Origin of the sequence: Flavivirga algicola, assembly GCF_012910715.1 — a bacterium.
Classification (GTDB): domain Bacteria; phylum Bacteroidota; class Bacteroidia; order Flavobacteriales; family Flavobacteriaceae; genus Flavivirga; species Flavivirga algicola.
The window spans coordinates 111,601-138,023 of the sequence record NZ_JABBHF010000005.1; the positions used below are offsets into that span (position 1 = coordinate 111,601).

At 34.6% G+C, this 26,423-nt stretch carries 21 protein-coding genes; 8 read left to right on the top strand and 13 right to left on the bottom strand.

Annotated features, from left to right (window positions below):
- Window positions 1–89: 89 nt before the first annotated feature.
- The 3 genes from HHX25_RS10020 to HHX25_RS10030 form a co-directional block, all read right to left on the bottom strand.
- On the bottom strand, window positions 90–716 hold the full coding sequence (locus tag HHX25_RS10020) for a hypothetical protein (protein WP_169672709.1): 627 nt from the start codon (window positions 714–716) through the stop codon (window positions 90–92).
- A 122-nt stretch (window positions 717–838) separates the two neighbouring features.
- On the bottom strand, window positions 839–1,534 hold the full coding sequence (locus tag HHX25_RS10025) for a hypothetical protein (RefSeq protein WP_169672711.1): 696 nt from the start codon (window positions 1,532–1,534) through the stop codon (window positions 839–841).
- A gap of 72 nt (window positions 1,535–1,606) precedes the next feature.
- On the bottom strand, window positions 1,607–2,035 hold the full coding sequence (locus HHX25_RS10030; RefSeq protein WP_169672713.1) for a hypothetical protein: 429 nt from the start codon (window positions 2,033–2,035) through the stop codon (window positions 1,607–1,609).
- 118 nt (window positions 2,036–2,153) lie between these two features.
- Here HHX25_RS10030 and HHX25_RS10035 point away from each other — a divergent pair, with 118 nt between their 5' ends.
- Entirely contained in the window at window positions 2,154–2,783 is a 630-nt protein-coding gene (locus HHX25_RS10035; protein WP_169672715.1) for a 7-carboxy-7-deazaguanine synthase QueE, read from the top strand.
- A gap of 134 nt (window positions 2,784–2,917) precedes the next feature.
- On the opposite strand, the gene HHX25_RS10040 is transcribed toward HHX25_RS10035, so the two are convergent.
- The 4 genes from HHX25_RS10040 to HHX25_RS10055 all read right to left on the bottom strand — a co-directional run bounded on the left by HHX25_RS10040 (window position 2,918) and on the right by HHX25_RS10055 (window position 8,625).
- Window positions 2,918–3,463: a DUF2911 domain-containing protein gene (locus HHX25_RS10040; RefSeq protein WP_169672717.1), complete on the bottom strand. Its 546-nt coding sequence runs from the start codon at window positions 3,461–3,463 to the stop codon at window positions 2,918–2,920.
- A 147-nt stretch (window positions 3,464–3,610) separates the two neighbouring features.
- Window positions 3,611–6,955, bottom strand: coding sequence for a bifunctional amidotransferase subunit GatB/aspartate--tRNA ligase AspS (gene gatB/aspS / locus HHX25_RS10045; RefSeq protein WP_169672719.1), 3,345 nt, complete (start codon window positions 6,953–6,955; stop codon window positions 3,611–3,613).
- On the bottom strand, window positions 6,955–8,355 hold the full coding sequence (locus tag HHX25_RS10050) for an amidase family protein (RefSeq protein WP_169672721.1): 1,401 nt from the start codon (window positions 8,353–8,355) through the stop codon (window positions 6,955–6,957). The genes gatB/aspS and HHX25_RS10050 overlap by 1 nt, the downstream gene beginning before the upstream one ends.
- A 3-nt stretch (window positions 8,356–8,358) precedes the next feature.
- Window positions 8,359–8,625 (bottom strand): hypothetical protein, encoded by a 267-nt coding sequence (locus HHX25_RS10055; protein WP_205958028.1) that lies wholly within the window; start codon window positions 8,623–8,625, stop codon window positions 8,359–8,361.
- A 633-nt stretch (window positions 8,626–9,258) separates the two neighbouring features.
- Here HHX25_RS10055 and HHX25_RS10060 point away from each other — a divergent pair.
- The 7 genes from HHX25_RS10060 to secDF all read left to right on the top strand — a co-directional run bounded on the left by HHX25_RS10060 (window position 9,259) and on the right by secDF (window position 21,407).
- Window positions 9,259–11,010: a leucine-rich repeat protein gene (locus tag HHX25_RS10060; protein ID WP_169672723.1), complete on the top strand. Its 1,752-nt coding sequence runs from the start codon at window positions 9,259–9,261 to the stop codon at window positions 11,008–11,010.
- Window positions 11,011–11,269: 259 nt separating this feature from the next.
- Window positions 11,270–12,613 carry a leucine-rich repeat protein gene (locus HHX25_RS10065; RefSeq protein ID WP_169672725.1) on the top strand — a complete coding sequence of 448 codons (1,344 nt, stop codon included), beginning with the start codon at window positions 11,270–11,272 and terminating at the stop codon, window positions 12,611–12,613.
- Window positions 12,614–13,008: 395 nt separating this feature from the next.
- Window positions 13,009–14,946, top strand: coding sequence for a DNA topoisomerase (ATP-hydrolyzing) subunit B (gene gyrB / locus HHX25_RS10070; RefSeq protein WP_169672727.1), 1,938 nt, complete (start codon window positions 13,009–13,011; stop codon window positions 14,944–14,946).
- A 154-nt stretch (window positions 14,947–15,100) separates the two neighbouring features.
- Window positions 15,101–16,102, top strand: coding sequence for a DUF6588 family protein (locus HHX25_RS10075; RefSeq protein ID WP_169672729.1), 1,002 nt, complete (start codon window positions 15,101–15,103; stop codon window positions 16,100–16,102).
- A 228-nt stretch (window positions 16,103–16,330) separates the two neighbouring features.
- Window positions 16,331–17,263 (top strand): malate dehydrogenase, encoded by a 933-nt coding sequence (mdh, locus tag HHX25_RS10080; RefSeq protein WP_169672731.1) that lies wholly within the window; start codon window positions 16,331–16,333, stop codon window positions 17,261–17,263.
- Between the two features lie 292 nt (window positions 17,264–17,555).
- Entirely contained in the window at window positions 17,556–18,167 is a 612-nt protein-coding gene (locus HHX25_RS10085; RefSeq protein WP_169672733.1) for a hypothetical protein, read from the top strand.
- Window positions 18,168–18,416: 249 nt separating this feature from the next.
- The gene (gene secDF / locus HHX25_RS10090) at window positions 18,417–21,407 is read left to right on the top strand and encodes a protein translocase subunit SecDF (protein WP_169672735.1); all 2,991 of its coding nucleotides are present in this window, start codon (window positions 18,417–18,419) and stop codon (window positions 21,405–21,407) included.
- 168 nt (window positions 21,408–21,575) lie between these two features.
- On the opposite strand, the gene HHX25_RS10095 is transcribed toward secDF, so the two are convergent.
- The 6 genes from HHX25_RS10095 to rsfS form a co-directional block, all read right to left on the bottom strand.
- Window positions 21,576–21,842 (bottom strand): acyl-CoA-binding protein, encoded by a 267-nt coding sequence (locus HHX25_RS10095; RefSeq protein WP_169672737.1) that lies wholly within the window; start codon window positions 21,840–21,842, stop codon window positions 21,576–21,578.
- Window positions 21,842–22,492, bottom strand: coding sequence for a phosphatidylserine decarboxylase family protein (locus HHX25_RS10100; protein WP_169672739.1), 651 nt, complete (start codon window positions 22,490–22,492; stop codon window positions 21,842–21,844). Before HHX25_RS10100 ends, HHX25_RS10095 begins: the two co-directional genes overlap by 1 nt.
- Window positions 22,482–23,303 carry a phosphatidate cytidylyltransferase gene (locus tag HHX25_RS10105; protein WP_169672740.1) on the bottom strand — a complete coding sequence of 274 codons (822 nt, stop codon included), beginning with the start codon at window positions 23,301–23,303 and terminating at the stop codon, window positions 22,482–22,484. Before HHX25_RS10105 ends, HHX25_RS10100 begins: the two co-directional genes overlap by 11 nt.
- 1 nt (window position 23,304) lies before the next feature.
- Window positions 23,305–23,913, bottom strand: coding sequence for an LUD domain-containing protein (locus HHX25_RS10110; RefSeq protein WP_169672743.1), 609 nt, complete (start codon window positions 23,911–23,913; stop codon window positions 23,305–23,307).
- A gap of 123 nt (window positions 23,914–24,036) precedes the next feature.
- Complete coding sequence (gene ftsH, locus HHX25_RS10115; RefSeq protein ID WP_169672745.1) at window positions 24,037–25,977, bottom strand: ATP-dependent zinc metalloprotease FtsH; 1,941 nt, start codon at window positions 25,975–25,977, stop codon at window positions 24,037–24,039.
- A gap of 8 nt (window positions 25,978–25,985) precedes the next feature.
- Window positions 25,986–26,357 (bottom strand): ribosome silencing factor, encoded by a 372-nt coding sequence (gene rsfS, locus HHX25_RS10120; protein WP_169672747.1) that lies wholly within the window; start codon window positions 26,355–26,357, stop codon window positions 25,986–25,988.
- Between the last annotated feature and the right edge of the window lie 66 nt (window positions 26,358–26,423).

Here is a 26,423-nt window from a genome sequence, read left to right on the forward strand (position 1 = left end):
TATAATTTTGCATAAAAATACAGGAAAAATGAAGAAGAAAAAAATAAGGTTTTATAATGAAAAAACAACTATAAAGTTATATACTTAAACTATTCGCGCCATTTAACCCAAATAATGGCTGCAGGGTCTTCTACAGCAGAGCCGTTGCTGGCAGCTCTAATTGTTATATAGTCTCCAGCATTAAAATCAATATTAAAAGTAGTTCTTGTAAAAGAACCTCCCGAAAGATTGAACCTTCCGTCCAGAGTTGGGTCTGAATTATTCCCAACATTAGTACCATTTATTAATAAGTCAAATCTTTTTGAAGCATTTCCTCCTGAAGATTCAATAGTTAAATATACAATGGTGCCGTTAAATGGCATTTTAGGGCCACTAACATCTTGAGGAGCAAGATAGTATCCTATGTCTCCTCCGAAATATAAAGTTTGATCATCAGTACTAGTTCCATAACCATATTGAAGTGCAGTTGTTTCGACGCTAAGCCATTTTGTTCTGGTTGCGTCGTACATAAATAATTTGTCACCTATTACTGCCAATTGTCCAGTTACTGTACCAGTTGGGGCAGACTGCGGGTTTAATTCTAAAGCAGGAATTCCTGTATTAGTGGTTTCGATTTCTAGTTCGGAGGTTGGAGAGGTTGTGCCAATACCTACTTGGGAAAAACTGTAATAATGCATACAAAAAAGCAGCATTAAAGAATAAGCTATTTTTTTCATTTTAGAGAGAGATTAAAGCAATTTACTTTTAGTTTATTTAAAGAGATTATAAAAATATATAATCAAAACTTAGATTGTACTATTAAATAAGGTTGTTATAAATCATATCGCATTTATGGTTATTAATTTAGCTTGGTGATACCTATATTGACGAATTGTGCTTCTAAAGGTGTGCCGCCATTATTTATTACATATCTTATTTTTACTTCATCATTTGCATTAATAGGATACATAATATTTCCACTGGTACCCCAGTAATCTGTACCCGTTAGGGTTGCAAACCCCCTACTTAAGTAGCCAATTAAGTGACCATTTACGGTTATAGCAATAATGAATTTTGTACTGCCTGACGGCATGTTTCTTATAGATAAAGAAGCACTAAACATATAATTTCCAGGTTCCTGTATTGTAATAGTTCCATTAGCTGTTACATTGTATACTTGCGAGTTTGTAACTAGAACATTGCTAGAGCCTATAGGGAAATCATAGTACGTATTCGTGTTGGTAGAGATAATCGAATTACCACTTGTGCCAACCATATTCATTACTAAAGCTGAATTGGTTAGGCTGGTCCAAGCACTGTTTTTGTATATACAGTATGAGCTTTTAGTGGTGTTAAATACTAAAGCGCCATCTAGGGGCGTTGTAATAGACATCATTTGAGTATTGGTCATTCTAGGAGGTACAAAAGCTCCTGTTGTACTGTCTATTTGTAAAGCTGAACCATCATCTGGTGTGGTTGTTCCAATACCCACTTGGGCATCGCCATAATAATGCATACAGAAAAGCAGCATTAGTAAGCAAACTATTTTTTTCATTGTTAGAGAGAGGTTGTAAGCAATTTACTTTACTAAGATATAAATAAAATACTTATGTTACGCGATTATTTTTTAACAAAAATAGTTATGCAAGTTTGTGCCTAATATAAATTCCACAAAATAATTTCCTGCATTTTTGTAATACCTAAATTTCGTTCTATTGTCCTTTACCAATATAGTATGACTACTGGTTGTATAGGTTAACTGGTTAGACGAATTTTTAGTTGCATTACCAACATGCATTCTACTTTCATCATTAGATGTCGCATTAAACACAAAAGCGGAAGTTCTATTAAAGGAAACTCCAACAATATTTTTGTCGCTTTCTAAGTGTATTGGAAATACATTTGTTTTTGTGGCAATGCCAGTTTCATAATTAGAGAATCTAGCCATTGTAGGTTCATTAGAATCGAGCTGATCTGTAGTAATGGTATCAGCCTGAGAGAAAGTGTAATAGCTACTTAGTAACAGTAGTATTACAAGGTGTGTAGTTTTTTTCATATAAGATAGATTTATTGAGGGGCTTCAAATTTAATCGATCGAAGACAAACATATAAAAATAGAATTGAAAATCAAAATATAATACTAAAAGTAATGGAATTATGTATCTTTGCAAACTATGAAAAAAGAGGTTCAATCACTGATAGATAAAGGGGAATTATTACCCTTGATGGAGGAATTTTATACCATACAAGGAGAGGGGTATTATAAAGGTACTGCGGCTTATTTTATTCGCATTGGTGGATGCGATGTAGGATGTCACTGGTGTGATGTGAAGGAAAGTTGGAATGCCGATTTGCATCCTCCTACAGAAACCGCTAAGATTGTCGAAAATGCAAAAAAATATAGTGATACTATTGTCGTAACAGGAGGAGAGCCTTTAATGTGGGATATGAGCATTTTAACAACCCAATTAAAAGAAGAAGGACTCCAAACGCATATAGAAACATCAGGAGCGTATAAATTAACAGGTATTTGGGATTGGATTTGTTTGTCTCCTAAAAAAATGAAGTTACCTACTGAGGAGGTTTATAATAATGCAGATGAGCTTAAAGTGATTGTGTATAATAAAGATGATTTTCGCTTTGCCGAAGAACAGGCAGCTAAGGTTAATAAAGATTGTATTTTATACTTACAACCCGAATGGAGTAAACGTGATAAGATTGTACCAAACATTGTAGATTATGTTATGGCTAATCCTAAATGGAAAGTGTCACTTCAAACACATAAGTATTTGAATATTCCCTGAATTCAGTTTACAGTGTGCAGTAAGCAGTAGCAGTGTTCAGTAGGTAATTACTGTGATCAGTATCTGTAATTGTTAAAATAAAAAAGTTCCAACAGTTTTAAGCTATTGGAACTTTTTTAATTTTGTCTTACGTCTTACTTTGTAAAAGGCACAGCAACTCTAGTAGTTCCCCATCCTAAATGCATATTTATACTGCCGTTAGCTTCTTCAAAAGCAATAGAGAATGCTTCTAGAGATTCTCCGCCTGATGTTACTGGTACAGATAAACGAGCCACATCGTTTGCTTCATTATAGAAATAGGCTCCCCAAACGTTTAAATCTTTACTAATTATAGCGATCCATTCTTTATCTCCTGGAATGGCATAAAAAGTGTAAGTTCCTGCTTTTACAGAAGTACTTCCTAATTTCATGTCTTTATAAAGTGTTAACTCGGCAGCTTCATTAGCTCCTAGTCTCCAGACTTTACCATTCGGCGCAAGTTTACTAAGCGCTCTTTCTTTAAGTTGAGGTCTGCTATAAACAATTTTGATAAGCTTGTTAGGGTCTTTATAACTGCTTGGGAAAGCAGCTGCATCCATTGGGCTTTTGTCTAGTTTAGAGAACTTCTGAGCACCCACGTTGGTTGATAATAGCATAATAAAAGAAAAAGTGATAATCGATAATACGGTTGTTTTTTTCATGATGAAAGATTTAAAATTATTTAATTAAAGTTAGTGTTCTAGAGTCTGCAATTTTTTATAAAACTTACCTGGAGATGTGTTAAAGTTTACTTAAAAAAAAAGCTTTAGCACATGCTAAAGCTTTTTCTAAATAAGCATCATATTACTTTATTTATTTCGAACTATTTGGACATTCATTTCTTCTACTTTTTTATCGGATAAAGGAGAAGGTGCACCAAACAATAAATCTTCACTGGTTCCTGTTTTAGGGAAGGCCATAACTTCTCGAATAGAGGCTTTTTTCTCTAAAATCATCATGAGCCTGTCAACCCCCCAGGCAATACCACCATGAGGTGGAGCGCCGTAATGGAAAGATTTGTACATAGTACCTACACTTTTAAGCATCTCTTCTTTATTATACCCCATATTTTTATAGGTAGCTTCCAGTATTTCTGGCTTGTGTGCACGAACAGAACCGCCTCCAATTTCATAACCGTTTAAGATAAGGTCATATTGCTGGGCAATAATACTCCCTATTTCTTCTTCTTTGCCATTCATATGCTTCTCAATATCATAAATAGCAGGCATAGAGAATGGGTTATGGGTAAAGGTCCAGCGTCCTTCATCTGTTTTTTCAAACATAGGGAAGTCTATAACCCAGGCTGGTCGTAATTCTTTCGGATTGATTAAGCGTAACATACGACCTAGTTCTTGACGAACAGCATCTAAGGCTTTATTGGCAGTAGCATAATCTGCAGCAGAGAAAAATACGACATCTCCTACTTTGGCACTGGTAGTCTTTATAATACCAGAAGCAATATCTTCTCCTAAGAATTTAATGATGGGTGATTGTAAATCGTTTTCGTTAACAATGATGTATGCTAAACCTCCTAAACCGTGCTGTTGGGCAATAGCTGTTAGTTTTTCTATTTGTCCTTTAGATAAACGTTTCTTTCCTTGCTCTTCGGCAGATACCTTAATACATTTTACAATACCACCTTCTTCAATAGGTTTACTAAAGACCTGGAAAGTGGTATCTTTTACAATATCCGTAATGTCCTGCAATTGTAAGCCAAAGCGTAAATCTGGTCTGTCACAGCCATATTTGTCCATAGCTTCTTTATAGGTAAGGACTTCAAAAGGATGTAAAATCCATTTTTTGCCATATACTTTTTTAACAATGTCGTTGAACATGTTGGTGTTCAAATCTATAATTTGCTGCATACTGGCATAGGCCATTTCTAAATCCAACTGCGTGAATTCGGGTTGACGATCACCACGAGAGTCTTCATCCCTAAAACAACGGGCTATTTGGAAATATTTTTCATACCCACTTACCATCAACATCTGTTTAAATTGTTGAGGGGCTTGTGGTAAGGTGTAAAATGAGCCTGCTTGTTTACGGGTTGGAACTATAAATTCTCTGGCACCTTCATCGGTTCCTGCGCTTAAAATAGGCGTCTCAATTTCTAAGAAATTTCGATCATCTAAAATATCACGCATCAGCTTAATCACTTTGTGGCGATTTACAATAACTCTACGAACATCGTCATTTCTGTGATCCAAGTATTTGTATTGAAAACGCGTGGTCTCGTTTGTTTTAGTGGCTCTTTTTATTTCAAAAGGAAGCGTTTTAGAAAGATTTAAAATCTCTAAAGAAGCTGTTTCCAACTCAATTTTACCAGTTCTTAAAGCAGGGTTGTAATCGTCTTCTTTACGTTGCACCAATGTTCCTGTAACCGTAATAACCGATTCGGGCTTAAGCTTTACTAATTCGTCCAAATTAGGGAATGATTCTCTGCTTAATCGTACCTGAAAAATTTCGTTACTGGAATCTCTTAAATCGATAAAAATAAGTTCACCATGATCGCGAACACTCGATACCCAGCCAGAAAAAGTAACGTCTTCGGAAATGTTTTCTTCAGAAATATCAGAAATTAAATGTGTTCGGTATTCATCTTTTATAACAATTGGAATCTCGGGCAATATTTCTTCCTGCGTTTTGCTGTCTATTTGCAGACCACTAGTTGTAGGGGCTTCTTTTTGTGTTGTAGAGGTGCTTTGGGCTCCTGGTTCAGAACTTTGCAACTGATTAAGAACTCCTTCGCGAATGACTTTCCCAGAGGCACCCTTACCAATAATGCTAATGACTTTACCAACAAGGATCCCTGCTTTTCCCTGGTTTCCAGCTTTAATGTCATTCGCAATAGCTTCATTTTCAGAAATTACTTTTGCAATGGCATCTTGAATTTGAGATTCCGAAATGGTGTTGTCTTCAAAATACTTAGTATAATTAAAATCTCTGTCTTTTAGATAGGATGTAATGGCATTTTGAACCAGTACAGATGTTATTTTTTCATCCTTAAAGAGTTGGAAAATTTCAATAAGATGTTCTATTCTGTGTATGTCTGCATACTCTTCGGCACCAATATTATTTACTAATGTTTTAGCCACAAAAGAAGGATCTTTAAGGGCATTGTTTATAGTCATAAAAGTCTTGGAACGTAACGAATCTGCTGTGAAAAACTTAGCGTCTTGAGGTAGCACACCACCTTTAATTAAGATGGATTCTACAGCATACGGAAGCGTACTGGTATCTACCTGAATAGTATCAACAACGTCTTTAATTGAAACAAAAGGTAAATCGGGTTCTGAAATAAAACGATAATCGGCCTCGAACTCCTTTTTACGCATCGTTTTGGTTTGCTTAAGCTCGGCATCCCATAAAACGGTCGTTTGTTCTGGTCGAAATTCCTTATGTTCAATATAATAGTTGAACTGTTTTTCAACTTCTTCTTTTAAAGCCTCGACCATAAACTTAAACGAGTTCAAGTTCTTTATCTCGGTACGTGGATTTAAATTATAGCTATGTTTTTTACGAAGTGATACCGATACATCCGATTTAAACTCGCCTTTCTCAAGATTGGCTTCCGATATTTTTAAATTCTGAACAATACGCTGAATGTATTGTGCATAAATTGAAGCATCTTCTATATGTCGAATGCATGGTTCGGTTACAATTTCAATAAGTGGTACGCCAGCCTTATTAAAATCGACTAGAGATACTGCTTTTTCATGTACTAATTTAGCAGCATCTTCCTCAATGTGTACTTGAGTGAGGTTAACTGTAAATTGAGACCCGTCATTTCGGTAACAAGAGACTTGTCCATCTGGTATAACGGGATTGTGAAACTGTGTAATTTGAATATTCTTAGGGTTGTCAGGGTATTCGTAATGTTTTCTATCCCAGGAAATCACTTCGTTTTCAAAAGACGATTTTACTGCCTTTCCAAAATAAATAGCCTTATTGATAGCTTCTTTATTGATAGCTGGGAGTACCCCCATTTGCCCTGTGCAAACAGAACATATATTTTCGTTTGGTGTTTCTATTTCTTGATTCGGACAAGAACAAAACAACTTGGTTTTGGTATTTAATCGCACGTGGGTTTCAAGTCCGATTACCAATTCTAATTCGTGGGCTTTTAATGCCGCGTCTAATTGCTTCAGGTCCATTATATCGTGTCTTTTAAGAAGTTAGCAAACTTCAAAACGAGTTCGTCATTATTTTTTGCTGCTGTAACCTGTAAACCTGTTTCTGTACCTTGAGGAACGGTTAAGGTTGGTAGTTGTCCTAGGCTAAAACCTACTGTGTAAGCATCCGATAAATACATCGTTAAAGGGGCTTTTAAACTGTCCCCAATTTTAGGAGGCGTATTGGGTGTTACTGGCGATAAGATAATGTCCACTTCATTAAAATCTTTTTCAAAGTTTTCAGAAATAGCATCTCTTAAAGCAAGGCCTTTTAAATATATTTCATCAGAAAACCCTTGAGACAATACCTGGTTGCCACCAACAATTCTACGTTTGGTTTCTTCTGAAAATTTCTCAGATCGGGTTATGGCATAAGATTCTTTTAAGTCCTTATCGTCAATGCGATCCCCATAATTGGTGCCATCTAGTCGTGATAGGTTTGAAGCGGTTTCTGCCATGGCCAATGTGTAATAAGTAGAAACCAGAATATCAGATTTAAAGAAGTCCAGTTCTTTTACCTGAATACCCTTGGATTTTATTTTTTCAATAGACATTAAAAAATCCGTTTTGATACTGGCATCAATCGCTTCGTTTTCTACAAAGTTTTTAAAATAACCAACGGTTTTAATGCTAGCTGTGTTTAAAATACTCTCTTGTTTAATAGCTTCAGAAGGATAGGTTGTTTGGTCTTTTGTGTCTTTTCCACTCATGGCGTTTAGGACAATGCGAATATCTTCAGCAGATTTAGCTATAGGTCCTACACAGTCTGTCGATGATGCATAGGCCATTAAACCATAACGAGAAATACGTCCGTAAGTTGGTTTTAATCCATATACATTATTGTAACCAGCTGGCTGACGTACCGAACCACCAGTGTCTCCACCAATAGAAAAAACAGTGTAGTCCTTAGCAACATTAACCGCAGAACCTCCACTGGAACCACCGCCAACTAATTCTGGATTTGTAGCGTTTTTAACAGCACCAAAGATGGTATTTTCACTAGATGAGCCATGACCAAAACTGTCGCAGTTTTCTTTTACAACGGGTATGGCACCTGCATCCAATAGTTTTTGAATAGCTGTGGCCGTGTATGCCGATTTATAATTTTTAAGTAAGTCTGAGCTTGCTGTTGCATAAGTACCTTGAAGCATATACACATCTTTGATCCCAAATGGAATGCCCTCAAGCAAACCAATGGTGTCACCATTTGCAATTTTAGCATCCACCTTGGCTGCTCTGTCTAATGCCAATTCGGTTAATAACGAGTTTACGGTGTTATAAGTGTTCTCTTTGAGCGCGCTTAATTTTTCTTGTATTAAATCGACACAAGAAATTTCCTTGTCCACTAATTTTTGGTGGATTTGTTGTATTTGAGATTCCATAATCTATGCATCTATAACTTTAGAAACTACTAAATAGCCATTTTTCTCTTTCGGGAAATTGTCTTTAATGATCTGTTTTTCTAGTGCAGAGCTTTCAATCACGACATCATCTCTTAAATTATTTAAAGACACGCTGTTATTATGATTATTATTGGGGGCATTATTTGCTGTTTGTGCATTTTTAATCACATCAAATAATTTACTCACAGCCTCAGAGGGCTGTGCACCTTTAATACTCGACAATACGTCGACTGTCATAATTTTACTCATGTCTTAATTTTTAGTTTAACAAAAAAGCCTTCCAAATTTGGAAGGCTTTATATATTTTTAAAAACAATAACCTTCCTAATCCTAAACATTAGGATTATTGAAATTATTATTGTTATTATTTTTTGTCATAATATGTTATCTGCTGTCAAAGATATGTAGAATAAATTTAGTAAACATCATTTTTTCTTCATCTACAATTTTTATTGTCAAATTAATAAAAAACCCAAAATTATTTTATTGCTTTTATAACGATTATTCGTTTAAGGTTCATTCTAGGCATAATATTTCGTTATTGTAAGTTGGAAAGCATGGTTTGTTCATCTGTGGTATGATTGAAAATTTCATAAAACAACCTATGTAAATACGTTGTGTTTAATGCTTGTTTTCTAAACTTTAAATCTGTTCTGTTTGAACTAAACTAAAAAACAAAGAAAGTTTTTAAACAAAAGCTAATATAACATTGATAAATGACCAATTTGTGATTTCAAATGAGTGATTTGTGATGTTTAGCGATTTCACAAAATAGATTAGGACTTCATTGATTGATTTGTGATCAAAATTGATCTAAAATTGATTGTAAAAAGTAATTAATTGCGACCTGTAAATTTAAGATCAATTTAAAACCAAATCATTATGAACAAACAATTACTTTTTTTATTAACCGTCATTTTATACGGTATGTTGTCTTATGGACAAACGTTTACATTTAATGGTATAAATTATACGGTTACCGATGCTGTTGCTGAAACGGTGGAGGTTGCATCAAACACAAACTATACGGGAGCCGCTGTGATTCCTGCTACGGTGACAGATGGTGGTGTTACCTATCAGGTTAAGGCTGTAGGTCTTGAGGCGTTTAAAGACTGTGTAGGGTTGATGTCTGTGAGTATGCCAAATTCTATTGAAATCATTGAAAATTCTGCTTTTCATAATTGTACAGGTTTAACATCTGTAAATATTCCAAATTCCGTATCAGCCATTTATTTTCATGCATTTAGAAATTGTACGGGCTTAACCTCCTTAGATATTCCAGATTCAGTTTTGACTATTGGAAGGTATGCTTTTTCAGGCTGTACAGGATTAACGTCATTAAACATTTCAAATTCTGTAAGGAGTATTGGTCCATTTGCGTTTAGCAACTGTCGTAGCATAACGTCATTAAGCATTCCTGATTCTATTTCAATTATAGCTGAATCTGCATTTTCAGGCTGCACTCGTATAGAGTCATTGGATATTCCTGATTCTATAGAGGGTATTCGTGATTATGCCTTTGCAGGCTGTCATAGCATAACGTCGTTGGATATTCCGAATTCTGTTTTGACTATAGGAAGTAGTGCGTTTCGTGGTTGTGCAAGTTTAACTTCCATAGTTATTCCAGATTCTGTAGTGAGTATTGGAGATAGTACATTTAGGGATTGTACAGGTTTAACGACTATCGATATTCCAGATTCAGTTTCAAGAATTGAAGATTTTACGTTTTATAACTGTACAGGGCTAACATCAATAATTATCTCAAATTCTGTTGTAGCTATTGGGCGTTATGCATTTTCTAGGTGTAGTAGTTTAGAGTCAATAAATATTCCAGATTCTGTTACCAGTATTGGAGAATTTGTATTTCAAGCCAGTACAGGGTTAAGATCATTGAATATCCCAGATTCTGTAACAACTATTGAAAAAGGAACGTTTTCTAATTGTACTGGTTTGATCTCAATAAGTATCCCAAGTTCGATAACAAGTATTGGTGACAGTGCGTTTAGTAGCTGTGTAAACCTGAGATCATTGGATATTCCAGAGTCTGTTGTAAGCATTGGAACAAATGGGTTTTATAATTGTAGAGCATTAAGATCATTAGATATTCCAAATTCTATAACAAGTATTGGAGCAAGATCGTTTTCTAACTGTAAAAATTTAACAACATTGAGTATTCCTAATTCTGTGATTAGCATTGGAGAAGTTGCATTTTCTGATTGTACATCACTGACTTCGGTAACCGTTGCTCATGCATCTCCCTTGTCAATTAATAGCAATGTATTTGAGAATGTAAATACCGCAGCAGCGACTTTGCACGTGCCATCGGGGCGTAAAATTGCTTACAGAGCAGCAGATGTATGGAGAGATTTTGGAACTGTATTAAATACAGAGGAACTACAAAAAAATGCAAATACATTTAGTATGTATCCCGTTCCTAACAAAGGCGTCTTAAATGTAAAATCGAAGGTCTATGATTCCTTTCAAATCATAAACCAATATGGTCAAGAAGTGAAACGTTTTACAGTAGCACCAGGAGTCGCTACAAAATTAAATATAAGTTTTTTAAGTGACGGTATTTATTATGTTAAAGCAGTACAAAGTACTAGTACAAAAAAACTGGTTATCAAGAAATAGGGCTTTTAGAATGACTGGTCTTAAAGCTGCCATGTATTGGCAGCTTTTTTTGTTAACAATATTTGTGCTAATAAAAACAGAATTACAAAAGTAATTCCCATTTTTGGGGACGAATAAATGTCTTTTTTAGGCTTACGGTCAGAATAAGAAAAGATGCCATATTTAGGTACGGAAATACCCTATATTCAGTGAGAAAAACAAGTGTCATGTTGAATAAATTTGCATCATAATCGAGTATGAAATTTTAACTCTAATCGTGATGAATAAACAAATACTTTTTTTACTGTTGACTTTTGTGTGTGGTATGATGTCCTATGGACAGGATTTTGAATACAATGGCATTAACTATAGGGTAACCGATGATATGGCACTAACAGTAGAGGTTGCTGTAAATGTAGATTATACAGGTGATGCTGTGATCCCTGCTGCTGTAGTCTATAATGGTGACTCTTATCGGGTTACAAAAATTGGAGATGAGGCTTTTAGGAACTGTACAGGCTTAAGTTCGGTAAATATTCCAGATTCCGTTATAAGTGTTGGGCATCATGTTTTTTCTGGTTGTAGTAGCTTAGTTTCAGCAAATATCCCAGATTCCATTACGGGTATTGGGCATAGTATGTTTTATAATTGTACTAGCTTGGTCTCAATAAGTATCCCAGATTCCGTTACGAGTATAGGAGTTCAGGCATTTAGAAATTGCAGAGTTTTAAACTCAATAAGCATCCCAGATTTTGTTACCAGTATTGGGGCGCATGCGTTTTCTAGCTGTAGAAGCTTAACCTCAATAGGTATTCCAAGTTCTGTTATGAGTATTGGAGATTCGGCTTTTTGGGACTGTTCTTATTTAACATCGGTAAACATCCCAGATGCTGTCACCAGTATTGGAGATCGTGTATTTGGTGGATGTAATAGATTGGCATCTATAGTTATACCCGATTCGGTTACAAGTATTGGTGAATTAGCATTTTATACATGTCGTAATTTGGTCTCAATAAATATCCCAGATTCTGTTACTAGTATTGGAGATCGTGCGTTTTCTAGTTGTTCTAGTTTAACTTCAGTAAGTATCCCAGATTCCGTTACGAATATAGGGCTTCGTGCATTTAATGGCTGTACTGGTTTAATATCGGTAAATATCCCAGATTCCGTTACCAGTATTGGAAGTTATACGTTTGCTAGCTGTATAAGATTAACTTCGGTAACTGTGGGTCATGCATCTCCTTTGGCCATTGATAGAACTGTTTTTAACAATGTAAATACCTCAGGAGTGACTTTACATGTACCAGCGGGGCTTAAAATTGCTTACAGAACGGCAGACGTATGGAAAGATTTTGGAACCGTATTAAATACAGAGAAACTACAAAAAAATGCAAATACATTTAGTATGTATCCCGTTCCTAACAAAGGCGTTTTAAATGTAAAATCGAAGGTCTATGATTCCTTTCAAATCATAAACCAATACGGTCAAGAAGTGAAGCGTTTTGCAGTAACACCAGGAATCACTACAAAATTAAACACAGGGTTTTTAAGCGACGGAGTTTATTATGTTAAAGCAGTCCAAGCCCAGGACACTGGTGCGAAAAAGCTAATTGTTAAGAGGTAAGATTTTCTAGAAGCATTTTACAATTTTAAAAATACTGCCTAAAAGTGTTGTTCAAAATAACATTTTTAGGTAGCTTTTTTAATTAAAAACGTTTGTGCTTTTCTAAATTATCAATAAAAAAATGATAATGTTAATTTAAAACATTACTTCTATGGGGTTTTATGTTTTTACTTGAAATTCAAAAAGAATAAAAAAAGCTAAAATCCATTTTAAGGTTGTTTTTAGACGATTTAAGCCGTTTTTAAGAAATTAACAATTGTTGATAATTATTGTATAAAGTCTCGGAGATGCTTTTTAAAAGGGTGATGTTTTTGTATATTTGTTAGTAACCAAACAATGATGCATTAGCGTCATTTTTTTATGACCTAAAATCATATATAAAAGACAAAAATTTTATGAGCGAAGAAAACAAAAATCAATATTCGGCAGATAGTATTCAGGCTTTAGAAGGTATGGAGCACGTACGTATGCGCCCGTCCATGTATATTGGAGATGTTGGTGTGCGTGGTTTACATCATTTAGTATACGAAGTTGTAGATAACTCCATTGATGAAGCGTTGGCTGGTCATTGCGACAATATTACGGTAACTATTAATGAAGACAATTCAATAACTACCGAAGATGACGGTCGTGGTATTCCAGTAGATTTACATAAAAAAGAAGGCGTTTCTGCTCTTGAGGTTGTTATGACTAAAATTGGAGCAGGTGGGAAGTTTGATAAAGATTCTTATAAAGTATCTGGAGGATTGCATGGTGTAGGTGTGAGTTGTGTAAATGCACTATCGGAACATTTAAAAGCGACAGTATATAGAGGCGGAAAAATTTATGAGCAGGAGTATGAACGCGGGAAAACGCTATACCCTGTTAAATCAATTGGAGATACTGATAAAAGAGGAACAATCGTTACTTTTAAGCCAGATCCTACTATTTTTACACAAACTTTAGAGTATAGTTACGATACTTTGGCGAGTCGTTTGCGCGAGTTGGCCTATTTGAATAAAGGGATTACGATTCATTTAGTTGACAAAAGAACTAAAAAGGAAGATGGCGAATTTGAAGGCGAAACATTTCATTCTGATGAAGGATTAAAAGAATTTATTAAGTATTTAGATGCGACTCGAGAGCCTTTAATGAAAGATGTAATTGCTTTTGAAGGTGAAAAGAATGGCGTACCAGTAGAGGTTGCTATGGTATACAACACATCGTATGCAGAAAATTTACATTCTTATGTAAATAATATTAATACCCATGAAGGGGGAACCCACCTATCTGGTTTTCGTCGTGGATTAACACATACCTTAAAAAAGTATGCAGATGAATCTGGGATGCTGGACAAATTAAAGTTTGATATTTCCGGCGACGATTTCCGTGAAGGATTAACAGCTATTGTTTCTGTAAAAGTAGCAGAACCACAATTTGAAGGACAGACCAAAACGAAATTAGGTAACCGTGAAGTTTCGGCATGTGTTAGTCAGGCGGTTTCAGAAATGTTAACAGACTATCTGGAAGAACACCCTGAAGATGCTAAGACCATTGTACAAAAAGTGATTTTAGCTGCTCAGGCCCGTCATGCAGCACAAAAGGCACGTGAGATGGTGCAGCGTAAAACGGTGATGTCTATTGGAGGGCTCCCTGGAAAATTATCCGATTGCTCAGAGCAAGATCCTGCAAAATGTGAAGTTTTTCTTGTTGAGGGAGATTCGGCAGGTGGAACGGCCAAACAAGGTCGTGATCGTGCATTTCAAGCCATCCTTCCGCTTCGTGGTAAGATTTTAAATGTTGAAAAGGCCATGCAGCATAAGGTCTTCGAAAATGAAGAGATCAAGAATATTTTCACCGCACTAGGTGTGACTATTGGAACCGAAGAGGATAGCAAAGCATTAAACCTTTCTAAGTTACGCTACCATAAAATTGTTATCATGTGTGATGCCGATATTGATGGTAGTCACATTGCGACTTTGATTTTAACCTTCTTCTTTAGATATATGAAGGAATTGATAGAGAATGGACATGTCTATATTGCTACGCCTCCTTTATACTTGGTTAAAAAAGGTGCTAAAAAACAATATGCATGGACTGACAAAGAACGGGACGAGATTATCGGACAGTTTGGAGAAAATTCTAAGATTCAACGATATAAAGGTCTTGGAGAGATGAACGCAGAACAACTTTGGGATACGACTATGAACCCAGAATTTAGAACCATGCGTTTAGTGCAAATCGATAATGGTACCGAAGCAGATAGAATTTTCTCGATGCTAATGGGAGATGAAGTACCGCCTCGTAGAGATTTCATTGAAAAGAATGCTATTTATGCAAATATTGATGCTTAAATAGCTTAAATAATAATTCTTTATAAAACCCTGATATGATTCATGTCAGGGTTTCTTTTTATAGTAAAATATCGTTGAAATGCATTTTTTTTCGATAAAAAGTTGTTTGTAGTCGTTTTTTTTATACTTTTGTTCTAACCAAATTAACAAAAGAATGAAAAAGTTAACCTTATTATGTTTGCTATTATTAGTAGCACATGTGTCTCGTTCGCAAGAACTGGAAAGTATTCTACTGGCATCTAGAGACGATGCTAACAAATTAACGAATAGTTACATTGGTCCTGCAATGACAGGATTAATTTATGGTATGAATAGTGGTTGGTACCATACGGCTAAAGTCCATAAAAAACTAGGGTTCGATGTTACAATTGCTATGAATGCTTCTATGGTACCATCAAAAGATGAATTCTTCGATATTGCAAACTTAGGGTTAACAAGTATAACGGCATCAGGATCTTCTGTAACCCCAACCGTTGCTGGTAAAGGTGATGGAGCTATGTTAGATGTAAACGCTACCGTTGAAGGCCAGACTGTAACAGCTTCATTTGAAATGCCTTCTGGTATAAATGATGATTTGCCTCTAGGAGCAGTACCAACACCAGCAATACAATTAGGTGTGGGCTTGCCTTATAAATTTGATGTGATGCTGCGTTTAGTTCCCGAAGTAGGAAGCGATGATGTAAAAGGGAAATTATTTGGAGTAGGACTTAAAAAAGAAATAACGAGCATTTTCGGGCCAGTTGATAAGTTGCCATTACATGTTTCTGTATTAGCGGCTTATACCTCTATGGATGTAAATTATGGCATCGATGGTAATGTGATACCTGGTCAAAATCAAAGAGCAGAGTTTAAATTAAATGCATATACAGTTCAAGCCATAGGGTCGTTAAACTTCCCAATTGTTAATATTTATGGTGGATTGGGGTACACTGGAGGTAGCTCAACACTAAAAATGTTAGGGACTTATGAACTACAGTATGATAACATTCCAGTAGCTATTCCAGTTACAGATCCTTTAAACCTAGATTTTGATGCCAGTGGTTTTAGAACGACATTAGGCGTAAGACTAAGTTTAGGTTTCTTTAAGCTTTTTGGAGATTATACATTGCAAGAGTATAATACATTATCCGCAGGAATAGCGTTTAGTTTTAGATAAAAGTTGAAAAAAAAGTCATTTAGTTAAGTTAGTTTATATTTCATTAATTAGTTTTTAAAAGTACAAGATTTAATCTTGTACTTTTTTTATTTAGAGTATATTAATTCGTAGTTTTGTATGACTAAAATCATATAATTTAGGCTTTTAAATTATGAGATTTGTATCGATAAAATTTCACTAAAAAGTGAATATTCAAGGGCCTAGAAATAACAATAAAATAAATAATAGATGAAAGTAACAGTTGTAGGAGCAGGAGCAGTAGGCGCAAGTTGTGCTGAATATATTGCTATTAAAGATTTTGCTTCGGAAGTCGTTTTATTAGACATTAAAGAAGGTTATGCGGAAGGAAAAGCCATGGATTTGATGCAAACTGCATCATTGAATGGTTTTGATACTAAAATAACAGGTATTACAAACGATTATAGTAAAACTGCAAATAGTGATATTTGTGTGATTACTTCTGGGATTCCTCGTAAACCAGGTATGACACGGGAAGAATTAATAGGAATTAATGCAGGTATTGTAAAATCTGTATCATCAAGTTTAATAGAGCATTCTCCAAACACGATTCTTATTGTAGTTAGTAACCCAATGGATACCATGACATATCTAGCACATAAGTCAACTAACTTACCTAAAAATAGAATTATTGGTATGGGTGGTGCATTAGACTCTGCCCGATTTAAATATAGGTTGGCAGAAGCTTTAGGAGCACCTATTAGCGATGTTGACGGTATGGTAATTGGTGGTCATAGTGATACAGGGATGGTGCCATTAACAAGCCAAGCAACCAGAAACAGTGTTAGAGTATCTGAGTTTTTGAGTGAAGATAGATTAAATCAAGTAAAAGAAGATACTAAAGTAGGTGGAGCTACACTTACTAAATTATTAGGAACTTCTGCTTGGTATGCACCAGGTGCAGCAGTAAGTGCTTTGGTACAAGCGATTGCTTGCGACCAGAAAAAAATGTTCCCTTGTTCTACGTTTTTAGAAGGGGAGTATGGTTTAAGTGATATCTGTATTGGTGTACCGGTTATTTTGGGTAGAAATGGTATAGAGAGCATTGTTGACGTGCCTTTGAGCGATGCAGAAAAAGCACATATGCAAGCTAGTGCTGAAGGTGTTAGGAAAACAAACGGACTATTAGAGGTAGGTGTATAGAAGCTTACTTTTTAAATATATTTAAGGGCTATCAATATTTTGGTAGCCTTTTTTGTTATATAATGAAAATATGTGTGTATACTTATTAGGCCACATATTTACTTTCTGTTATTCTCTGATAGAAAATTTATAATATTCAGTACTTTAAATGAGATATTTATGTAAAAGACCGTAGAAAAACTGTCTTTATTTTTTATATTTGGCTCTTGAAATGTTCATAGCGGTATCTTCATTATATGGTGAAAAGACTTTATGGATATTACATGACCGTTGAAATCAATAGATATTACGCATGAAAGCGAAATGGTACTTTAGTACTTTAGTTATAGCCCTTATTTTATTAGGTGTTTGCCAGGAGCAAATTTCTGTACCAAATCAGGAAATTGTCATGGAATTCATCTATGATGAGGTAACATCTGACGAAGTTCAAGATGCCATTGCAGTTGTAAAGAAGCAATTGCGAACCTTAGGGATTGATAATGTACAGGTAGGAGAAAAGGAAGATGGACGGTTAAAAATCACATATTATAGTGATGTTCATGTTGCTAGTGTAAAAGAATTACTTTCCAAAGAAAAAGATCTAGAGCTAGATTACGCTTCACAGAACCAGGATAAAGGTCAGAACAAGATCCCTTCCAACGAAAACAAAAACAGTTATAACTTAGATGTATATGAAATTCAAAAAGGAACAGATGGAGAATCTGACCTAAATGGAATATACGTTGCTGAGTTAAAGCATGAATATGACCGATTTACCAATCCAAATCTATACATTGCTAAAATAGATAGTAGTGAAAAAGATAGGATTGTTGGAGTAGTCTATAAAGTACAGAGACATATTACAATTGCAATAGATGATATGTCTTATAATGTTCCTGACGTTAGAGCTGGACCAACTTCGTAAAGGGAATTCTTAACCTTATTAAATAATGCTTTTTTACTTTTCAAATAAATGATGGTATGACTAAATGCCTCAGGGAAGAAATACAATATTAAAAGCATTTTTCAAAAACATAAAAATACAATAAGACAAGTTTTATCATTAGCTTGAAAATAATGAATCGTCTTATTTGAATCACAAAAAATAATTGTCAAAATATAGAGTAAATCATACATTTGCTCATTTTTAAAAATTGACCAAAATAATATAAACATGCAAAATAAAGGATTAGTAAAATTATTTGCTGTGTTGTTCGGACTAGTAAGTATTTATCAGTTATCGTTCACATTTAAAGCAAATCAAATAGAAAGCAATGCCGAAGAGGTAGCGATCAATAAAATTCCAGAAACGGAAGCCGATTATCGTGCTAAGAGAAGTCAGGAGGAAGTTAGTTATTTAGAATCTATTGCAACCGACACCGTTTTTAATCTTGGTATTTCCAAATTCACTTATAATCAAGTGAAAGAAAAAGCCATGCCTTTGGGGCTGGACCTTAAAGGAGGGGTTAGTGTGACTTTACAAATTTCTGTAAGAGATATTTTAGAAGGACTAGCTAATAAAAGTAAAGACCCAGCATTTAATAAAGCCTTAGATGATGCTGAAGAACTTCAAAAAGATGCTCAAGAGTCTTATTTAGAATCTTTTTTCAGAGCTTTTGATGCTATCAAAGGTGACACTAGATTAGCATCACCAGATATTTTTTATACAAAAGATTTGGATGGTGAAATTAATAGCAATATGTCTGATGATGAGGTTAAGCAAGTTATAGGACAGAAGGTAGATGAATCAATTGTATCAGCTTTTGAGGTATTGCGTAAGCGTATTGATGAGTTTGGTGTTACACAACCTACTATTCAACGTCTAGGTAATTCGGGTCGTATTTTAGTTGAATTACCAGGTGTTAAAGATAAAGAACGTGCTATAAGATTATTACAAAATACGGCACAATTAGAGTTTTGGGATGCTTATAAAGGTGAGCAATTTTTTGGCTTTTTGGCCCAAGCTAATGAAGTGTTAAAAGCATCTGTAAAACCAGAAGCAACAGAAGAAGAGCAAGAGCCTCAGGATGGAGAAAATACGGAGGATGACACTATTGATGACCTTTTAGGAGATGCAACTACTGATTCAACAGCTGTGGAATCTGAAAACAATCCTATTCTAGATTTATACAGAGGGTCAGGTTACCAGGGAGATGCTATTATTGGAAGGTTTGAGCTTAAAGATAAGGCCATACTTCTCGATTATTTAAACAGACCTGAAGTAAGGGCTTTACTTCCTGCGGAGCAACGTTATGTTAAATTTGTTTTTGGAAAACCAGAAAAGGATAGTGAAATAGTAGATTTATATGCTCTGGTAGGAAATAGAGATAATACACCTCAGTTAAGCGGAGCCGTTATTGTAGATGCTCGTAATCAATTTGGGCCATCTGGAAAACCAGAAGTTTCTATGCAAATGAATGCTAAAGGAGCTAAAATTTGGGAGGCCATGACAGGTAAAGCATATAACCAACAAAGTCAAATAGCTATTGTTTTAGATGATATTGTATATTCAGCGCCTAGTGTTAAAACAGGACCTATTGCTGGAGGTAACTCTTCAATATCTGGAAGTTTCACGTTAAATGAGGCAGTCGATTTAGCAAATGTACTACGTGCAGGTAAATTACCAGCATCTGCTGATATTATTCAAAGTGAAGTGGTTGGACCATCACTTGGTCAAGAATCTATCGATAGTGGTACGACATCGTTCTTAATAGCATTAACATTAGTACTCATTTGGATGGTATTTTATTATGGTAAAGCTGGTGGTTTTGCAGATGTTGCCATGTTATTAAACATATTATTAATCTTTGGTATATTATCAGGATTAGGAGCTGTATTAACCTTACCAGGTATTGCAGGTATTGTATTAACAATAGGGATGTCGGTAGATGCAAATGTACTTATATTTGAGCGTATTCGAGAAGAGTTAACAAAAGGTAAAGGCCAAAAAGAGGCTATTAAAGATGGATTTAGTAATGCGCTATCATCTATTTTAGATGCGAACATTACCACTGGTTTAACAGCATTGATTCTATTTATATTTGGTTCTGGACCCATTAAAGGATTTGCAACAACTTTATTAATAGGTATTGGTACCTCTTTATTTACAGCTATATTTATTACTAGGTTGTTAATTGACTGGTATGCTAACAAAGGTGGTAAATTGGACTTTTCTACAGGGGTTACAAAAAACCTTTTCAGAAACATAAACATCGAATTCCTGCAAAAACGTAAAATAGCTTATATTATTTCTGGAGCTTTTATTGTATTAAGTTTAGGGTCTTTGTTTACCAATAGTTTAGATCAGGGTGTTGATTTTGTTGGAGGAAGAACATATCAGGTGCGTTTTAGCCAAGATGTTAGTGCTTCAGAAATTACAAATATTTTATCAAAACCCGATGTTTTTGCGAGCGCTGATGCTAAGACTTTTGGTGATGCCAATCAATTGAAAATTACAACAAAATATAAAGTAAATGAAACAGGAGCTGAGGTAGATGAAGCTATTAGAAAATCGTTATTTGAAGCGCTGCAACCGCATTTAGATGGTATGTCTTATGAAGATTTTATTAGCGATTCAGATACTAAGAAAGTTGGTTTAATGAAATATTACAAAGTAAGCCCAACGATTGCAGATGATATTAAACAAGCCTCTTTCTGGGCGATTTTAGGATCTTTAATAGTTGTATTCCTTTATATTTTAATCCGTTTTAAAAGATGGCAATTTTCTTTGGGAGCAGTTGCTGCAGTATTCCATGATGTATTGATTGTTTTGGGAATATTCTCTTTAACTTATAAGTTTATGCCATTTAATATGGAAATAGACCAAGCATTTATTGCGGCTATTTTAACGGTTATTGGTTATTCATTAAATGATACCGTGGTAGTATTTGATAGAATTCGTGAGTTCTTTAATGATCATGCTAATTGGGAATTTAATCGCGTTGTAAATGTATCGCTTAGCAGTACCCTAAGTAGAACATTAAATACCTCTTTAACTACTTTGGTGGTGTTATTGGCAATCTTTATTTTTGGTGGAGATTCTATTAGAGGCTTTATGTTTGCCTTAATTGTAGGTGTTATAGTAGGTACGTATTCATCGTTGTTTATTGCAACACCAATCATGTATGATACCGTTCAAAAACTAGAAGATAAGAAGAAGAAATAAAAACTAACTTAAATTATTTTTCTTCAAGAAAGCCTGTCAACATTGTTGATGGGCTTTTTATTTAACGTTTAAATACTATTTTGACACTTCCTGTTAAAACAGGAATCCCGCTCAGGGAAATAATAATAAGCTTAATTTATGGAGTTCTTAATGAAGGCTGGAATAATTTTATTCCCTATACAAAAAATAACTGTTCACCAATTCGATGTACAGGCGTTTAGCTTTATTTTCGCTAATGTCCTTGGCCTGAAATAGTGCGTTGGTTTTAAAAGCATTGATGATGGGCTTTTTACTTTTAGGTCTGCCATAGTCGTTGGTAGCTTTTTTATAATACGCATAAAGCTTTAATAGCGTATCTGCTGGAAAAGGTTGAGTATGCGCATTTACTCTGCTAACAGCATTTTGAAACTCTATATCTAACTCTATATCGGTCATTAAACTTCTGCAATAACACTTTCGCCACCACGAACTTTTTGGTTAAGCTGGACTTTAATATTTGTATCTAAAGGTAAAAATAAATCGACTCTAGACCCAAATTTTATAAAACCAGAATCTTCGCCTTGCACAGCCTTATCATTTAGTTTGGCATAGTTTACAATGCGTTTTGCCAAGGCTCCTGCAATTTGTCTATAAAGTACTTTACCATATGTTTCATTTTCAACTACTACAGTTGTGCGTTCATTTTCTTCACTTGCTTTGGGGTGCCATGCTACCAAATATTTACCAGGATGGTATTTGCTAAAAATAACATTGCCACTAATTGGATAACGCGTAACATGAACATTTATTGGAGACATAAATACACTAACTTGCAAACGCTTTTCTTTAAAATACTCCTTTTCAAAAACTTCTTCAATGACAACAACTTTTCCATCAACTGGAGAAACCACTTGCTTGCTATTGAGTGATGTATGGCGTTTAGGGTTTCTAAAAAATTGAAGTATAAGTATTAAAAATACTAGAAGCACTACTACAATAAGCGTATTTATCCACTGAATCTCAATAAAATTGTCAACCAATAGAAAAGATGCAATGGTAAATATAAAAGTTATAAGTATAATTTTATGGCCTTCTTTATGAAACATATTGTATAATTCTTAAAAATAAATATATAAATGGTGCTGCAAAAATAATGCTGTCTAATCGATCTAACAATCCGCCATGACCAGGCATGATAACACCACTATCCTTAACATTAGCCTGTCTTTTAAATTTGGACTCTATTAAGTCTCCTAAAGTTCCAAATACGCTAATAACAATACTTAAAATTAGCCAACTTGTAAAGCCTAATAGCTCTGTAAAGGTAGCGATAAAATAGCTGGCCACACATGAAAAAAATAATCCGCCAAGAAAACCTTCCACTGTTTTTTTAGGTGATATTTTTTCAAAAAGTTTTTGCTTTCCAAAATTTTTACCCACTAAAAATGCAAAAGAATCATTTACCCAGACTAAAATAAAAGACCCTAATAATATATTTGGATTGTAGATTTTATGATAATTGGCTATTAAAATCAAGAATACAAAAGCACTTGATAAATAAAAGGTTGTGAGAATAAAACGCTTTGAAGCAAAGAGCGGGATGGTTTTTTCTGAAAATAAGTCTTTTATTAGAAATAGCTCAACAAAAATAGTGAGTACCATCAATATTTGAGTCGCCTCATCTAAACCTGTGTCAGTATTTAATACCGATTGCCAATATCCAAAAATAGCATAAAGGACAATAAAAATAAAGTAGGGGATATAACTTTTAAGCTGAATAAGTTTTTTGAACTCACCCAAACAGACCAGACCAAAAACAAAAAAAAGACCTATTGATAGCTGTTCGTAATTCAAGCATAGAATTAGTAACAAGACGTAGAGTAGCCCAGAAAGTGATCGAATAAGGATTTCTTTCATTCTATAAATCTTCTAAAAGTAGTAGGTAAAGGTTTTTTGCACTACTACCATAACTTAGAAAATCTTTTTCATCGTTGGATTTAAAATGCTTTATGGTTGTAATATTAGTCGGGATTTTTTGCCTGTTTTTAGATTTTATACCGCGCAAGCCTTCTCCAATATTTTCAACAATCTGACTTGTTGTAGCAAATACAATAAAGTTTACAGGTAATTCAGGAAGTTTTTTTTCAAAAATTTGCTTTGAGGAGATAAGTAATGATCCGTCGTTAGCAATAAGATTTTCACAAGTTGTTAGCAAAAAAGTTGACTCACTTATATTGTTCGTGTCTTTAAGATTAGAGTTTTTAAATTTGTTTTTTAAATTGTCGTCAAGTAATAAGACCTTTTTTTCTTTCCAATTATTTTCCTCAAGAATATGATCTAAATTGAAAAATATCTCGTTTAAATTCTCACAATATAAGAACTTACCGCCATTAGCTTTGAAGTTTATAGTAAACCTTTCATCTATTGGTAGTTTTATCTCAGGCATATATTTGCCTCTATCGTCAGATTTCAATTCTTCCCCTGAACGTTCAGACTTGGAACCAAAAATTTTTCTAAAAAGACTCATTTAAGTGGGTTGCTATTAACAGAATTCTTTATGAGGTTTATCAAATATAAAAAATCTTAAATTAACCATACGATTAATTTAAGATTTTTACTAAAAAGCTTAACAAAATATGTGCTTATCGAGCTATTTGTCTAAGTTTTCGCGTACCTCCTTTTCAAAATCACGCTTCCCAAATATTTTTTCAAGATTATCTTTGAAGATAACCTCTTTTTCGAGAAGAACTTCGGCAAGCTCGGTTAGTTTATCTTTATTGTCTTCAAGCAATTTGATAGCTCGTTGGTATTGTTCTTCGATAATATTTGAAATTTCTTTATCGATCAATTCTGCCGTTTGTTCACTATAAGGTTTGGTAAAGCCATATTCGCTTTGTCCAGAATCGTAGTAAGTTAAATTTCCAATTTTATCACTCAGACCATAAATGGTAACCATGGCTCTGGCTTGTTTTGTTACCTTTTCTAAATCACTAAGTGCCCCTGTAGATATTTTATCGAAAATGACTTTCTCGGCAGCACGACCACCAAGCGCAGCACACATCTCATCTAACATTTGTTCTGGTCTAACAATTAGGCGTTCTTCAGGTAAATACCATGCGGCACCTAATGAGCGACCACGAGGAACAATAGTTACTTTAACCAATGGAGCAGCATGTTCAAGCATCCAGCTTACCGTCGCGTGACCAGCTTCATGAAAGGCAACAGCTTTTTTCTCGCTTGGAGTTATTATTTTATTTTTCTTTTCTAATCCGCCAATAATTCTATCTACAGCATCAAGAAAATCTTGCTTGTCTACAGCCTTCTTGCCATTTCTAGCGGCAATTAAGGCAGCTTCATTACAAACATTGGCTATATCTGCTCCTGAGAACCCTGGTGTTTGTTTTGAAAGGAAATCGGTATCTAGGTCTTTGGCTTTTTTTAATGGTCTTAAATGTACCTCAAAAATTTCTTTACGCTCACGAACATCTGGAAGATCCACAAAAATTTGTCTATCAAAACGACCAGCACGCATTAATGCTTTATCTAAGATATCGGCTCTGTTGGTAGCTGCAATTACAATAACGTTAGTATTTGTACCAAAACCATCCATTTCTGTCAACAACTGATTCAATGTGTTTTCACGCTCATCATTACTTCCAGACATCGCATTTTTTCCTCTGGCACGCCCAATAGCATCTATTTCGTCTATAAAAATTATAGATGGTGATTTTTCTTTGGCTTGTTTAAAAAGATCGCGAACACGAGATGCACCTACGCCAACAAACATTTCGACAAAATCTGAACCCGATAAAGAGAAGAAAGGAACTTTAGCTTCTCCAGCAACAGCTCTGGCCAACAAGGTTTTTCCTGTTCCAGGAGGTCCTACAAGTAAAGCGCCTTTTGGGATTTTACCTCCTAATGTTGTATATTTTTCTGGAAATTTAAGAAAGTCTACGATTTCCTGAACTTCTTCTTTAGCGCCTTCTAAACCAGCAACATCTTTAAACGTTGTTTTTACTTCTGTATTCTGGTCGAAGAGTTTCGCTTTGGATTTTCCAATATTAAAAATCTGCCCGCCAGCACCACCAGCACCACCACCAGACATACGGCGCATGATAAAAATCCAAACCCCAATAAGCAAAATAAAAGGAAGTATGCCCATCAAAAGATTTCCCCAATCATTAGTTTCTGTATCAAATGTTACAACAGGTTTAACGGTTAAATCTTTTGTTAGCTCGTTTAAACGATTCTCAAAATTTTGAAGATCACCAAACTCAAATTTATAGTTTGGTAACTTTGTTGAAGATGGAATAAGTGTTGTAGGCTTTGAATTTTTATGAACCTCTTTGGCTTCAGCGTCTTTAGTTAAGTAAACCCTGGCTACGCGTGTATTCTTTACAATATCAACTTTCTCAACATCTCCATCTTCTAAAAATCTAAAAAAGTCTGAAGGTGTCGTTTGATTACCATCTTGGTAGCTTCCATTACTAAATAATTGAAAACCTAAGAAAACAGCTATTAATATGCCATAAATCCAATATGGACTAAATTTTGGTTTTTTGTCTTTTGTATTTTTTTTGTCGTTTGCCATCTGATTTTTTAGTAACTATTTTCTATAACTGTTGTTTTTGCGTCTCCCCAAAGACTTTCAATATCATAATACTCTCTAATATGTTTTTGAAACACATGTACTACAACATTGACATAGTCTATTAACACCCATTCGGCGTTATCTACGCCTTCGGTATGCCAAGGATTATCTTTAAGTTCTTTGCTTACTTTTTTTTGTATTGAATTAACTATAGCGTTTACCTGTGTGTTTGAAGTCCCCTCACAAATTATAAAGTAATCACAAACCGTATTTTCAATCTCTCTTAAATCTAGAATATTTATTTTATCACCTTTAACATCTTCAATGCCATTTATTATTACAGATATTAGTTGGTCTGTGCTTATATTTTCTTTCGCCATTAAATTTATTTAATTTATGCAAAGTTATTATTTTTTTAGTTCTTTATACTTTAAAATAGTTATAAG